The 12,800-nt window shown below is 72.5% G+C and carries 12 protein-coding genes and 2 pseudogenes; 6 read left to right on the forward strand and 8 right to left on the reverse strand.

Annotation, left to right across the window (positions count from 1 at the left end):
* Positions 1–114 precede the first annotated feature (114 nt).
* The 4 genes and pseudogenes from ACZ51D_RS38575 to ACZ51D_RS38590 all read right to left on the reverse strand — a co-directional run bounded on the left by ACZ51D_RS38575 (position 115) and on the right by ACZ51D_RS38590 (position 2,278).
* Entirely contained in the window at positions 115–339 is a 225-nt protein-coding gene (locus ACZ51D_RS38575) for a hypothetical protein (RefSeq protein ID WP_465664902.1), read from the reverse strand.
* Positions 339–578: a carboxymuconolactone decarboxylase family protein gene (locus ACZ51D_RS38580; protein ID WP_465624489.1), complete on the reverse strand. Its 240-nt coding sequence runs from the start codon at positions 576–578 to the stop codon at positions 339–341. The genes ACZ51D_RS38575 and ACZ51D_RS38580 overlap by 1 nt, the downstream gene beginning before the upstream one ends.
* A gap of 691 nt (positions 579–1,269) precedes the next feature.
* A pseudogene (locus ACZ51D_RS38585) lies at positions 1,270–1,478 on the reverse strand (transposase); the annotation flags it as partial.
* A 401-nt stretch (positions 1,479–1,879) separates the two neighbouring features.
* A complete protein-coding gene (locus ACZ51D_RS38590) occupies positions 1,880–2,278 on the reverse strand; it encodes a hypothetical protein (protein ID WP_465664904.1) in 399 nt (132 codons plus the stop codon).
* Between the two features lie 696 nt (positions 2,279–2,974).
* On the opposite strand from ACZ51D_RS38590, the gene ACZ51D_RS38595 reads away from it, so the two are divergent.
* Positions 2,975–3,223, forward strand: a complete 249-nt coding sequence (locus ACZ51D_RS38595; protein WP_465624485.1) for a hypothetical protein — start codon at positions 2,975–2,977, stop codon at positions 3,221–3,223.
* Positions 3,224–3,300: 77 nt separating this feature from the next.
* The gene (locus ACZ51D_RS38600; protein ID WP_465664906.1) at positions 3,301–3,810 is read left to right on the forward strand and encodes a hypothetical protein; all 510 of its coding nucleotides are present in this window, start codon (positions 3,301–3,303) and stop codon (positions 3,808–3,810) included.
* Positions 3,811–4,317: 507 nt separating this feature from the next.
* Here the strand turns inward: ACZ51D_RS38600 and ACZ51D_RS38605 are convergent.
* Positions 4,318–5,769, reverse strand: coding sequence for an amidase (locus ACZ51D_RS38605; RefSeq protein ID WP_465624482.1), 1,452 nt, complete (start codon positions 5,767–5,769; stop codon positions 4,318–4,320).
* Positions 5,770–5,915: 146 nt separating this feature from the next.
* Between ACZ51D_RS38605 and ACZ51D_RS38610 the strand changes: the two genes are divergently transcribed.
* Positions 5,916–6,530 (forward strand): TetR/AcrR family transcriptional regulator, encoded by a 615-nt coding sequence (locus ACZ51D_RS38610; protein WP_465664908.1) that lies wholly within the window; start codon positions 5,916–5,918, stop codon positions 6,528–6,530.
* A 1,044-nt stretch (positions 6,531–7,574) separates the two neighbouring features.
* On the opposite strand, the gene ACZ51D_RS38615 is transcribed toward ACZ51D_RS38610, so the two are convergent.
* Positions 7,575–8,060 (reverse strand): hypothetical protein, encoded by a 486-nt coding sequence (locus ACZ51D_RS38615; protein ID WP_465624474.1) that lies wholly within the window; start codon positions 8,058–8,060, stop codon positions 7,575–7,577.
* Positions 8,061–8,697: 637 nt separating this feature from the next.
* Between ACZ51D_RS38615 and ACZ51D_RS38620 the strand changes: the two genes are divergently transcribed.
* The 3 genes and pseudogenes from ACZ51D_RS38620 to ACZ51D_RS38630 form a co-directional block, all read left to right on the forward strand.
* Positions 8,698–8,883, forward strand: a complete 186-nt coding sequence (locus tag ACZ51D_RS38620; protein ID WP_465664910.1) for a transposase — start codon at positions 8,698–8,700, stop codon at positions 8,881–8,883.
* A 97-nt stretch (positions 8,884–8,980) separates the two neighbouring features.
* On the forward strand, positions 8,981–10,108 hold the full coding sequence (locus ACZ51D_RS38625; RefSeq protein WP_465624470.1) for an FAD-dependent oxidoreductase: 1,128 nt from the start codon (positions 8,981–8,983) through the stop codon (positions 10,106–10,108).
* 233 nt (positions 10,109–10,341) lie between these two features.
* Positions 10,342–10,548: pseudogene (locus tag ACZ51D_RS38630) on the forward strand (DUF6296 family protein); the annotation flags it as partial.
* Here the strand turns inward: ACZ51D_RS38630 and ACZ51D_RS38635 are convergent.
* Positions 10,499–11,254, reverse strand: coding sequence for a hypothetical protein (locus tag ACZ51D_RS38635; protein ID WP_465664912.1), 756 nt, complete (start codon positions 11,252–11,254; stop codon positions 10,499–10,501). The pseudogene ACZ51D_RS38630 and the gene ACZ51D_RS38635 overlap by 50 nt on opposite strands.
* A 685-nt stretch (positions 11,255–11,939) precedes the next feature.
* Positions 11,940–12,332 carry a hypothetical protein gene (locus ACZ51D_RS38640; RefSeq protein WP_465664914.1) on the reverse strand — a complete coding sequence of 131 codons (393 nt, stop codon included), beginning with the start codon at positions 12,330–12,332 and terminating at the stop codon, positions 11,940–11,942.
* Positions 12,333–12,800: the final 468 nt, after the last annotated feature.

Consider the following 12,800-nt stretch of genomic DNA (forward strand, 5'->3'; position numbering starts at 1 on the left):
AGAGCCTGGAGCTTCTTCCCCTGTTCGTCTCCGGGTGCGGACCAGGAAGGGTCGGCACAACCCCGCTGTTCGACCTGAAGACCAAGTGGCCTGGACCATATAGCCGACGAGCCGTCAGGAGGGCGTGCCGGCCTCGTCCTGTCGCGACGCGGGATTCGACAGGTTCCGCACCTGCTCGTCGTACTCGGACAGCAGCTGCCCCAGCTGGTCCAGGGCCTCGGCGGGGATGTCGGGGGGTGCGGCCTCGACCGCGTAACGAGCGGCCGCCGCCAGGGCGGCCAGCTCGTACGCGTGGAAGGTGCCTCGCAGCACCAGGGGCCGCACCCGTTCCAGGTGCATCACGCCGCCTTGGACCGGACGTACTCGGTGACCTGGTCAAGCTCGGCCTTGAACTGGTCGTAGTCCTCCTGCATGCCGTTGATGTAGGCGCTCCACCCGAGGCTGGCCTTGGCGTAGTGGACAGCCTCCTGGATCTCCTCGTCCGTCGCGCCGAAGAGCTTCGCGGCCTCGGTGTGGAACAGGGTGCAGAATTTGCACTTCGTCTCGGAGTGCAGCCCGACACCGATCAAAACGAGCACGGTCGACGAGCATGGACGCTGCGGAAGGGGTGTCGGTTGCGGGGGCAGTCCGGCCAGCCGAGCTTGGCGGCGCGGACGCCCGCCTCGAAGGCCGCCCTGGACGACGACCGGATCGCCAAGTCCCAGCGGGAATTGGGCGCGATGGGTGACCGCTTCCAGTCCATCACGCTGGCCGGCTTCTTATGCACTCCAGTGGGTCGTTTAGGGAACCGAACCCCGCGGCGACACAGGGGCCGCAGGAGGCGTACGCCTCCGCATTTAATGTGGCTTCCACACCCGACGTGCGTGCACGCTCTGAGGGATCAGCCTTGACCGTCGATTCAAGGCGACCGCTGTCTGACTTCCCAGCATTTCTCCGCCCATCGGCACCGACAAGGGCGCTGCTCCGAAAGTGCGTGTGCTTCCCCGCCCGGCTGGTTCCCTGCAGGTGCACGGCGCTCCGGCCCCGTGGACGCGCGGGGCCGGAGCGCCGTGCACGCCTCAGCTTGACGATCTATAGAAGCTTCAGAGTCAAGCTTAGACGCCATACTGCGAAGCCGATTCGTGCCCCGCACCGCAGCAGGGCCCAATCGGGTCGTGCACGCGCCTGCCGACGTGCGCGGCCGGTGAGCGGCCGTTCCGTGCCGTGGAGAGCCGTGGAGAGCCGGGGGTCGAGAGGCACCGATGCCCGCTTCGAAAGACCGGGATCGGGGTAGGCGGTACCGAGCATGACCTTGCGGATCGCCTTCACCAGGCCCAGGTGGTGGTCGCCGACGACCCGCGGACCCCTGTCCGGCCGCGCTCGCGCAAGGATCGCAACAACTCGGCCCAGAACACCTCGGTCTCACTGTCGCCGACCATCAGCCACAGCACCTCGCGGCCGCCGTTCTCGGTGATGCCGGTCGCGACGACCACGGCCCGCGGCGCCGACGAGTGGTACACCCGCGACGGCACCCCGGCGTTTCCGCCTGCGGGCCAGAGCTTCGCCGTGGCTTCACTCGGCCGGACCAGACAGTTGTTCTCGCCAGGTCCTCGATCCGCAGGTGTGCGGCGCGGGGTTCGACGCAACCGGTGCGGCGGCGGTCCCGGTGCCGCCGCCCGCCTTCCGGCGCGCCACTGCCCGTGCCGGACCCCGACCGAGCAGCGGATATGCTCCGGTTCCTGGTGGCGCAAGGTCACCAGGGACCGGTGGGTGAGGGATTGGTCGCGGGCTTCGCCCTGGCGGGCGAGTCACACGGCCAGGGGCCAGGGGCCCGGGAGTGCTGCCGCCCGGCGGTCCCACACCCGGGCCTGGCGGTCGGCGGGCGGGTGCGGGGCGGCTGTCAGCCGAGGTAGATCGGGTCGGTGCCGAAGGTCCAGGAGCTTCCGGACCTCGCGTAGACCTGGATCGGGGTGCTGCCGTAGTCCTCCCCGGAGATGTATTCGCACTGGCCGGGCGCGAGGACGGGGGTGATGTGGCCCGGGCTGGTGACGTTGTCGCCCGCCGTGTCCTTGATCCAGAAATAGAAGCTGTTCGCCGAGCTCTGGTAGTTGCACAGCCGGGCGGACACCCACGGGTTCTCGTCCGACGTGTGCCAGCCCGTGATCTCCACGCCGTGCGCGGAGTTGGAGTCGGATCCGGTTGCGGCGGACGCACTTCCCGACGCGAGCCCCAGCCCCGTGACGGTCAGTGCGGTCACTGCGGCGAGGGAGGCGACTCGGCGCCCCAGCATGAACTGCATGTCTTCCCCTTCGATTCGGACGGGACGAACGATCCGTTGCGAGCCGGCCGTGCCGGCGGTGGTGTCGACTGCCGCGTGGTGGCGGGCGGTTCGGCGTCCATCCTTGCCGTGGGACGTGTCGGCCCACCACGACGTTGACCCGTCGTTGGCCGGACACTCCGCACGGCGGGCGGTCCGGGGAAAGGGAAGGGGGCGGTCCGGGTGGCGGGTGGCCGCGACCAGGCCCCCGCCGGGTCGCTGCCCGGTCTGCGCCCACCGGCGAAGGGCCGCAGGGCGTGACCTTGCGGCGCCGTGGTTGGTGGGTCACGGCGCGTCGGTCGGGTGTTCCTTGGCGGCCAGCCGCAGGTCGGCCACCGCCGAGCGTGCCCCGGCCGCGCCGGTGCCGACCAGGACCGTCGGCAGCTGCGGGCGCCGCTCCCACGCCCCGGCCCCGGCCCGCCGGTCCTGCCTGCTCCCACACCGGAGCGCGGAACGTTCGGGCAGAGCACATGCGGGCCCGCCCGCACTCCTGCCCGACGCTGCGCACCGCGAGGCCGCGCCGCCGGTCCGGTGCCGCCCGGTGGTCCAGCCGGCACCGCATCCCGCGCCCGTTCGACGGCTCTGCGCATGCGTGGTGTGGGGCCTCCGCGCATGCGCATGGCCGGCCATGGCGCACGCAAGCGGTCCCTGCGCAGAGGTCTCCGCGCATGCGCCTGCATGGCCGCGCAGGAGATCCGGGACAAGGCCCGCCGGCCGGACCTCACCGAATCCGAGCGGTTCCCCTGGCTCCTGGTCGTGCGGGCCGAGCTGTGGGGCGAGGACCCGGGCGGCGCGGGTGTCGATGGGCGTGCGGGTGCAGGCGGCCCGCGCGGCGGATGTCGTGTGACGGTGGTCCGGCGGTCGTCCGATCTGATGGGCATATCGTCTGCCCAATGGGCCGAACGGGTTGCCGATGTGCGGTCATGAACACCCACCGGCCGGTCCCCACTAGCTTGGTGCGTGCGCGCCCTGACGGGTGGGCGTGGGTTCGGGAGGAGTGCACCATGCGTAGATTGTCGATCATCGTGGCGGCGGTCACGGGGGCCGTCGCCCTCGTCCTGGGGAGCACCGCCGTGGCGGGACCGCCGGGGCCGCGGCTCGCCGCGCGCTACCTGAACATCCACCAGTGCGTGTACTACGGCCCCGGTGGGCATTACACCAACCTGCTGCCGAACACCGCCGACACGCCCTTCAACACCGGGACGAACGTCTCCAACACGCCGGACACGGCGCTCTCCTGCGGCGCGGGGAGCGGGGGCTGGAGGCCGGCGCCCGCCAACTCGGCGGTGAAGGCGTTCGACCTCGCCGCCGGCCGCTACCTGAACGTCCACCAGTGCGTGTACTTCTCGGCCGGTCAGCACTACACGGCCATCCTGCCGAACACCCCGAACGCCAACTTCAACACCGGCACCAACACGGCCGACACGGCCGACACCGCGCTCAGCTGCCGCCTCGGCGGTGGAGGTTGGTCGCTCGACCCCCTGGACTCGGCCCTCCGCCCGCTGGGCAGCTGAGCCGGGTGCACGGGGCCGTGATCCGCGGGGCCGCGACGGGGCCGACCTGTCGCGGCTCCGCCGCACGTGCCGAGGCCGGGAATGCCGCCGTGCCGCCGCCACCCGACCCGTCGTACGGCGCAGCCGGTCCTGAGGCGCCGCCAGGCGCCGGCCGTGTGGGCGGCCCGGCCCCGGCGCCGGGCCCGTGCGGTCGGCCCCCAGCCCGCTCCGGAACACGGAGCGGGCCTCCGCGCACCTCAGGACTTGCCCCTACCCCGCTGCCTCCAGCTCCGTCCACCCGCATGGCCGCCCGCCCCCGCTGCCGAGCGGGTGCCGGATCGGCGCGGCCGGGCCCGCTGCACCAGGTTCCCGATCCGGGCGGCCCCGGCCGGGACGGCGGCGGGCATCTCGCCGGTCGCCGGATCTCCTCGGCGGCCAGCCATAGGTTCGCCACCACCGAGTGCATCTTGGAGGCCGATACCGATGGGCGCCGAGCCGGGCGGGGGCAGGGCGCCCGGGGGCGGGCCCTCAGCGGCCTGGGTGGTTCCCCGCCCACACCGGGGGAGTGCGGTCCGACCACGGGGCGGCCTCTTCGAGTTGTCCGGCGAGACGGAAGAGGCGGCCCTCGCGCCCGTAGCCGGCGGCGAACTGCATGCCGACCGGGAGCCCCGTGCCGGGGTCGGCCGTCACCGGCACCGACATGGCGGGCGTGCCGGCCACGTTGAACGCTGCGGTGAAGGGCGAGAGGTCGAAGAGCCGGCGGAGCCAGCCGGGGCCGTCCAGTGTCTCCGCCCCTCGGCCGTGGGTGCCCAGGGGCACCGGGAGGTCCGGCACGGTCGGGGTGAGCAGGACGTCGTACGCGTCCAGCGAGCGTGCCAGGCTCCGGGAGACCCGGTTGCGGACGGCCAGAGCGGCCACGAGTTCGGCGCCGGTGACCCGCCGCCCGTAGTAGTAGCTGGCGAGGATCGGCGGTTCGAGGGTCGAGAAGTCGACCGGCCGGCCGGAGGCGGCGGCCAGTTCGTCGACCGACACCGTGAGGTTCGCCGTCCACTGGCGGGCGTTGGCCAGGACGAACTCCTCCCAGTTGACGCCGAGTTCGACTTCGGCCTGCTCCACTCGGTGGCCGAGGGACTCCAGCAGGTACACGGTGCGCGACAGCGCCTCGGCCACGGGCGCCGTGGTGCGGTGTCCGCCCCAGGCCTGGGTGAGGACGCCGATCCGCAAGGAGCCCGGATCCCGGGAGACCTCCTGCGCGTACGGCCGGGGCGGCTGCGGGGCGACGTAGGGGTCACCCGCCGCCGGGCCGCCGATCAGGTCGAGAAGGACCGCGCTGTCGCGCACGGTGCGGCTGACGCTGCCGTGCACGGCCAGGCCGTTGAAGATCTCGTCGACATCGGGGCCGACGGGTATGCGGCCACGGGTCGGCTTCAGACCGAACAGGCCGTTGTAGGCGGCGGGGATGCGGATCGAGCCCGCCGCGTCGGTGGCGTGCGCGAGCGGCACGATCCCGGAGGCGACGGCCGCGCCCGCGCCGCCGCTGGAGCCGCCGGCGCTGCGCGTGAGGTCCCACGGGTTGCGGGTGGGACCGTACAGCACGGGTTCCGTCGTGGTGCTGTAGGCCATCTCCGGGGTCGCGGTGCGTCCGAACGTCACGAGGCCGGCGCGGCGGAAGCGTGACATCAGGGTGGAGTCGGCGGCGGCGACGTTCCCGGCCGCGAGGCGGCTGCCGAGTTCCGTCCGTCGGCCGGCCATGGTGACCCCGAGGTCCTTGATCAGGAAGGGGACGCCGGCCAGCGGCGCACTGCCGGGGCGGGGCGAGTCATCGGCGGGCCAGGTCTCCACGACGGCGTTGAGGTGCGGGTCGACGGCCCGTGCGGCCTCCCGCGCGGCCGCCTCCACTTCGGCGGGGGTCACCTGGCCCCGGGCGATCAGTTCGGCGAGCCCGACCGCGTCGAAGCCCACGTATTCATTGACGTCCACTGGGTCACTCCTGGAATCGAGATCGATACCGATCAGTCTTCAACGATACCGATCGGTATCGCGTGGAACGGACTGGTACCGTAGCAGGAAGAGCGAGACGTGCAGGAAACGGACGACCCGCAAGTGACCGGAGGCCCGGACCAGCCATGACATCGCCCGCCAGACGACCGACCCGGGTGGCCAAACTGCCGCCCCGCGAGCGCATCCTCGACGCCGCGGAGGAGCTCTTCCGGAGCGAGGGGATCCAGCGCGTGGGCGTTCAGGCGATCGCCGAGAAGGCCGAGACCACCAAGATGGCGATCTACCGCCACTTCGAGACCAAGGACGAACTGGTCGCCGAGTGGCTGCGGATCGTCGCCGCCGACTACCAGACGGCGTTCGACCGGGTCGAGGCCGAGCACCCCGGCCGACCCGGGGAACAGATCCTCGGCGTGGCCCGCTTCATCGCCGACGGGCTGCCCGCGATCTCGCACCGGGGCTGCCCCTTCATCAACTCCCTCGCCGAGCTGCCCGACCGCGCCCACCCCGCACGGCAGGTGATCGAAGAGCACAAGGAGCGTCAGACCCGCCGACTGGTCGGCATGTGCGTCCAGGCCGGGCTGCCCGACCCCGAGCAGACCGCGGCCGAGATCACCTTCGTCCTCGAAGGCGCACAGGTCAGCACGCAGAACGGCAGCATCCACCGGACCGGCGAGCGCCTGATGCGGATCGTCGAGGGGATCGTGGACCGGGCCGCGGTGTCCGCCCCAACCGCCCGCTGAGGCGACCGCCGGGGCCCCAGCCACCGGCGATGCCGGAACTGACGCCAGGCCCGTCGACCGGACCGGACCCCGCCCACCGAACGCGGCCTCGACCACGGCCGCCGGCTCCTGGACTGCACCGAGCTGGACGACAACGCCTGGGTCGCGATCATCGACACCCGCCCCGTCTCCGACGCCGCCGACAACCGAGTACTGCTCTCCGCCAACCCGACGACGCGATCACCCTGCTGCGCCTGGCCGCCCAGGATCTGGGCGGCCAGTAGCGCCGAGCCCGCGGCACTGGCGACCGTGACCGCTCGTCCGACGGTTGCCTCAACGGGGTGCTGGACCTTTGCCTGGACAGTGGGCCGGAAGGTCGCGCCGTACATTGCAGCGGACGTTGCGGCCGCCTTCTCGGCTGAACAGCGTTTACGCAGGCCAGAGCCGGTGCGCAAGCGGCCCGCAACGAAAAGACCTGCGCTGGCACCGCCAGCTCCTCACCAGGTAACGAGGGCAAGGTCGGCTATCCCGGCATCGACGCCTTCGAGAACAACGGTAAAGGTGGTGTGGCCGGGCGCTGGCCAGCGCCCGGCCAGCTGCCCCCGGGGTTCGGCGGCGAACAAGGCCGACAAGGCGCACGAGGCGGCCGGAGCCGCGTGATGGGTAGGGCAGGCGTCGAGGGCGCCAGGGGCTGCGTAGTGCTCACCTATCAACCCAAAGGCCACGCGACGCCCTTGACCACGGCTGCGTTACCTTCGGTAGCCAACTCCGCGGCGTACGGAGCACATCGCGGGATCCGGGTAGGGGAACGCGGGTCTCCGCCGGATTCGATTCGGTGTCAACGCTGGTTGCCGAAACGATCTGCGGGGCGGGCGAGTTCGGGGGTACGGTCCCGTGATCCGCTCCACCTCGCCGAGGCGTTCGGCCTGGCGGAGAAGACCGCCATCCGCTACGCGGACTCCGCACAGGCGCTGTTGGGCCAGGCCACTGAACAGTCACTTCGGTGAAGTCCGGTCCACCGGGATTTACATCATCGGCGAGGGTGAGCATGCCGTCACGGCAGGGTCAGCAACCGGGGCCGATCGGCGCAGACGATGTCAGGGCGAGCGCGGCGATCCGCAGCTCGGCTGCCCACGTCTGCTGGTCAAGCCTCGAGGTGTACTCAAGGCAGCACACGCATTGCGGGATCAGCCGCACGAATGATCGCTCCTCTTCGGTTTCGACCTCCGTCTCCCACCAGTCGTCCGTCGCCAGGTCGGCAGGAGCGATGTCTCCAGCGACAAGTCCCGCCGCCAGTCGGCGCAGGGCGTGGCGCCGCGCCAGGCCCGGATCGGGCAACTCGATCCCGGACTCGGAGAGTGCTTGCTCGAACGCGTTGCGGATATCGTGGGTATCCGCGTTGCGCGGCCAACCAGCAAGCTCACACAGCGTCGGGGCGTCCAGCCCGGCCGCGAGTGCCTCAGCAGCGATCATCGGCAGCTCCTCCGGGCGGATCTCATCTGCCTGATAACGGCACGCCACTTCACCCAGCGTCGTGAGGCCGCTCTGCATCGGGGTTTCCGGTTCTGGTGTCGTTCCTGCTGGTCTCATGACTTTTACGATGCCAGCACCGTTCCCAAGAAGGTTGCCCAGGGGCGGTCCGCTCGGTGCTCACCCGCGTGTTCAACTGAACCCGAAGGCCGATCGCACGAAAACACGGCGGTCCATCCCCGGGTTCCGGCTGAGAACCCTTCAGTTTCCATGAACCCGCGGGCCTCAGGGGGGTCCCGGGAAGATGAGGTGCGCCTGCGGAACCAGGTGGCCGTCCTCGACGCGTGCGCCGACGAGCTGGAGCCGGGCTGGCCCTGTTCGCGGTGCGGCGAGACCACGGTGCACCTCCGGGACGATCCGCCCGGACGGGACTGGTGCACGTTCTGTGATCGGGAGCCGCCAGAAGAGGGCTGACCGGTCGGATCTCGTCCCGTCGCCGCCGTGGGGCCGGGACGCCGTCGTCGCCCGCTGTCAGGTGGCCCGCTGCTTCTCCACCGGGTCGTCGAGGTGGTGGAGTCGGCTGCGGGCGAAGACGCGGCCCTCGCCGGACAGCGTGGCCCCGTACTCGTCGGCCCACACCGCGTGGGAGGCCTGCCGCTCGGCTTCTTTGCCGGACCGGACGCCGAAGCGGGGCGGGCGGTGGCGCGATCACCGGGAGGTGATCGACGCGATCGCGTGGACGTTCCAGACAGGCTCGCAGTGGGTGTACCTGCCTGCCGAGTACGGCTCGTGGAAGGGCGTCTACACCCGGTTGCGGAACTGGGCGATCGACGGGCCACCCGGGCGCTGTCAGGGGGTGTCAGCGGGGTGGCGGCAGGGTGTCAGCCGGTTGCCGGGGCTGTGAGCACGCTGCCGGTGAGGTGTCAGCACGGCCCCGGAACCTTGGTCGCAGAGCCTGCCGGGCATCCTCCCGGCAGGCCGCGACCAGCCAAGGAGCCATCATGACCACTGACGTCACGATCATCGGCGCCGGACTCGGCGGCCTCACCCTCGCCCGGGTCCTGCACGTCCACGGCATCACCTCCACCGTCTACGAGGCCGACGCCTCGCCGACCGCGCGCCCGCAGGGCGGCCTCCTCGACATCCACGACTACAACGGCCGGATCGCCCTGCGCGCCGCCGGCCTCGACGACGAGTTCCGCACCCTCGTCCTCCACGGCCGCCAGGCCATGCGCATCCTGGACCGGAACGCGAACGTGCGCTACGAACAGGACGACGACGGCACCGGCGGACGCCCCGAGGTCCAGCGCGGCGACCTGCGCCGGATGCTCCTCGACTCGCTGCCGCAGGGCACCGTCCGCTGGGGTCACAAGGTCAGCGGCGTCCGCCCCCTGGGCGCGGGCCGCCACGAGGTGAGCTTCACCGACCACCCGCCCGTCACCGCCGCGGTGCTCGTCGGCGCGGACGGCGCCTGGTCCCGGGTCCGGCCGCTGCTCTCCTCCGCCGTGCCCCGGTACAGCGGCATGTCCTTCGTCGAGACCTACCTGTACGACGCGGACAGCCGCCACCCCGCGGCCGCCGAACTGGTCGGCGGCGGAGGGATGTTCGCCATCGACCCCGGCGAGAGGCAGCTCGGTGCGCACCGCGAGAAGGGCTCCACCCTGCACACCTACGTCGCGCTGCGCAAGCCGCGCGAATGGTTCGACGCCATCGACTTCGCCGACCCCGCCACGGCCACCGCCGGCATCCTGCGCGAGTTCGACGGCTGGGCCCCGGACCTCACCGCGCTGATCACCGCGAGTGACACTCCGCCGCTCTTCCGCCCCCTCTACACCCTGCCGATCCCCCACCGCTGGGAGCCCGTGTCCGGCGCCACCCTGGTCGGCGACGCCGCCCACCTCTCCCCGCCCGACGGCGAGGGCGCCAACCTCGCCATGCTCGACGGGGCCGAACTCGCCGAAGCCCTCGCCGCGCACCCCGACGACCCGGACGCGGCGATCGCCGCCCACGAACGCGCCATGTTCCTCCGCTCGGCCACCCACGGCCCCACCACCGAGGGTGAGACCACCGACAACCCCGCGCTCCAGGACGTCATCGACTTCTTCACCTACACCCCGCAGACCGCCTAGGGCGGGTGTCCGAGGGCAGTACGGCCGGTGCCTGGTCCAGCGCGCCGGCCGGGGCGTCGCCGCCGCCGGTGCCGCCGCTGCCGGAACGCGGGGACGGGGCGGGTTCGCCGGCCGGGCCCGGGGCTGTGGGTTCGAGGAAGAGGCTGCACGCCCACCGCCCGGGCGCCCTCCTGCGGCCCGCCCCCCCTACCTGCGCGACCGCACCGCAGGCATGATCGGCCGGCGAGCGGACCGCGGGCGGGGCGCCGGTCTACGCGGATGAGGTGGGCGCGTTCCGGGTCGAGATCCAGGCAGGGGTGGCCCGGATCCTGGACGCTGTGCCCGGGGCCGGCCGGCATACCTGCCTGCACGAGACGTCCGTGCCCCAGGAGGGAGGCCAGCGGGTCGGGGTCAGCGGGGGCGGTACATCCGGTAGCGGATGTACAGCACGGTGCAGGTGATCGCGCCGATCACGCACACCGGCAGTCCTAGGCCGACTGCCATGGTCACGCCTTCGCTGACGTTCTGCGCGTCCTCGTCGGCGTGGCTGACGAGGTAGGCGCCCAGTGAGACGCCCACGGCCAGGAAGACTATCGCTCCGGCCAGGAACCAGCCGCCGGCCCGCTCCTGCCACTCGTCCCCTTCCAGCCGCCGCGCGTGGGGGCTGTGCGCCAGCACCGCGCGGCCCAGGCCGGACGCCCCGGGGGTGTGCCCGTCGATGTGCAGGCGCGCACCGCCGTCGAGGGCGAGGCGACAGCGGTAGTCGTTGCCCAGCCGGCGGGCGAGGCCGTGGATCCTCCGGGTGCCGGGGATCGTGATCGAGACGACCTGGCTCCACTCCCAGCCTTCCGCGCCGCGCCGCGAGCCGTGGACGAGGCCGCGCTCGTGGACCTCGAAGTACTCGCCCGGTCCGCCCCGCACCGCGCGCCAGGCCTGCGTTACGGCGACGTAGAGCGCGCCCAGGGACAGGCCGATCACCAGGCCGATCGCCCGGCCGCCGCCCGAGCGGGTGTCGTCCGCGCTGAACAGTGCCCACAGCCCGAGCCAGCCGGTGGGCACAGCCGGCAGCAGCGCCCACAGGGCGTTCTGCCACCGTGCCCCGGTGTCCACCCGGTGCCTGCTGAGCACCGCGCCGAACAGCTCCGTCATCTCCGTCTCGCCAGTCATCGGCACAGTGAAGCATCCCGTCGCGGGCCGCTCAAGGGCGGGCGCCCACAACCCGATTAGTGCCGTCGCGCACGAACGCGGCCGCGCAGCAGGTACGTTGGGGATTGCGGGAGCGTCATCGACGGCGGACGGGCCCGCGCGCACCATGCCAAGGTCGTCAACTAGCGGACAGGATCGGCGAGATGCCCGTCGACGGGCCGTTTGCCAGAGCTGCGCCGCACGCGTGCGGCGACGAGCTCCTGGTTCCCCTCGACACCGGGACTTCTCCCTGGGCACTTCGGCGGGTGCCGGGTGAAGTCCGGGCACCGGGGCGTCGAAGAAGAGGAGCAGAAGAGTCGGCGCGCAGAGCAGGAGCGGGGGACGGGATCCCGGCAACCTGATGCTGCGCGCCGACGGCGTGACGGGTGGTCCGCTGCGCGGTGGCCCGGCGGCCCCGCTTCGCGGCGCCACCGGCCGGGAGGAGGGGCGAGAGAGTGGGCGGCCGGGGCGGCAGGCCGACCTGCGGCTCCCGCTCGTCGCCTACAGCTCGGTCCACCCGCCCGCCCGCCTCGGCTGCCGAGCGGGTGCCAGACGGGGGCCGAGGGGCCGCGCTGGATGAGGTCCTCGATGCGGGCGGCGCCGGTCGGGACGGCGGTGAGCATCTCGGCGACGGACGGGTGCTCCTCGGCGGCCAGGCGCAGGTCCGTCACAGTCGAGCGCACCCGGCGTCCGCCGTGCCGACCAGGACCACCAGAAGCCGTGGGAACGAGCGCCAGCGCCGCTCCCACGCCCGGCCCGACCCGTCCTCGCCCGCCTGTTCCCGCACCTGGGCGCAGGCCGCCGGCTGCGCCGCGGTCTGTTCGTCTCCGGTGCCGGAGCGGTGGCGTTCGATGAAGGCGCGCAGGCGGTGCCGGTCGTCGCCGGTGCCGGCGGCGTAGGCGAGGTGGGCGCCGGGCCGGTACACCCCACCCCCGGCGGGCAACTCGGGAGCGGGGAGGAGGTCGAGCGGGCGGCAGGCCTCGCCCCGGGTGCGGGCGTCGGTGACGAAGGCGGCGTGGATCCGGCCGACGTCCAGCAGGTGCTCGCGCCCGTGCCGCACCGTCGGCTTCTCCGAGCCCGGTACCGGGACGCCCGGGCGCAGGGCCTCGGCACGAGCGGGTACCGTCGCCGGGCAGTCCTTGCTCCTCGCTGAATGCCCCGGTCCGCACCACGCAGAGGATCGCATCGACAATCCGCCGCCGCGGATGTGTCTCCCGCCGACCGCCTCTCGACCCACTTTCGGCGGCGACAGACCGACACGATGGTGTGGCCCTCCTCGGTGAGCGTGAGGAGGGACGCGCGGCCGTCGGCCGGGTCGGGGTGGCGCTGGAGCAGGCGGGCCTGCTCCGGCCGGTCGGCGCGGCGGGTCACGGTGGTCCGGTCCGGTCCGGTCCGGTCCGGTTTCGTGGCCGGGGCCGGCGGCGCTGCACGCTCCGGTCCGGGCCGGGCCGCTGAGGATCGGGTAGGTGAGGTCGTCGACCGCTTCCCCGAGCCCCTCGGTCAGCTGGGTGTGGAGGCGGGCGCGAGT

The organism is Kitasatospora sp. NPDC033851, from assembly GCF_055576085.1.

Coding starts and splice junctions, on each gene's coding strand:
- ACZ51D_RS38595 (WP_465624485.1), top strand. CDS start 2,975: ATGGCCGCGCAGGAGATCCGGGACAAGGCCCGCCGGCCGGACCTCACC.
- ACZ51D_RS38590 (WP_465664904.1), bottom strand. CDS start 2,278: ATGCAGTTCATGCTGGGGCGCCGAGTCGCCTCCCTCGCCGCAGTGACC.
- ACZ51D_RS38610 (WP_465664908.1), top strand. CDS start 5,916: ATGACATCGCCCGCCAGACGACCGACCCGGGTGGCCAAACTGCCGCCC.
- ACZ51D_RS38575 (WP_465664902.1), bottom strand. CDS start 339: ATGCACCTGGAACGGGTGCGGCCCCTGGTGCTGCGAGGCACCTTCCAC.
- ACZ51D_RS38615 (WP_465624474.1), bottom strand. CDS start 8,060: ATGCAGAGCGGCCTCACGACGCTGGGTGAAGTGGCGTGCCGTTATCAG.
- ACZ51D_RS38635 (WP_465664912.1), bottom strand. CDS start 11,254: ATGACTGGCGAGACGGAGATGACGGAGCTGTTCGGCGCGGTGCTCAGC.
- ACZ51D_RS38625 (WP_465624470.1), top strand. CDS start 8,981: ATGACCACTGACGTCACGATCATCGGCGCCGGACTCGGCGGCCTCACC.
- ACZ51D_RS38600 (WP_465664906.1), top strand. CDS start 3,301: ATGCGTAGATTGTCGATCATCGTGGCGGCGGTCACGGGGGCCGTCGCC.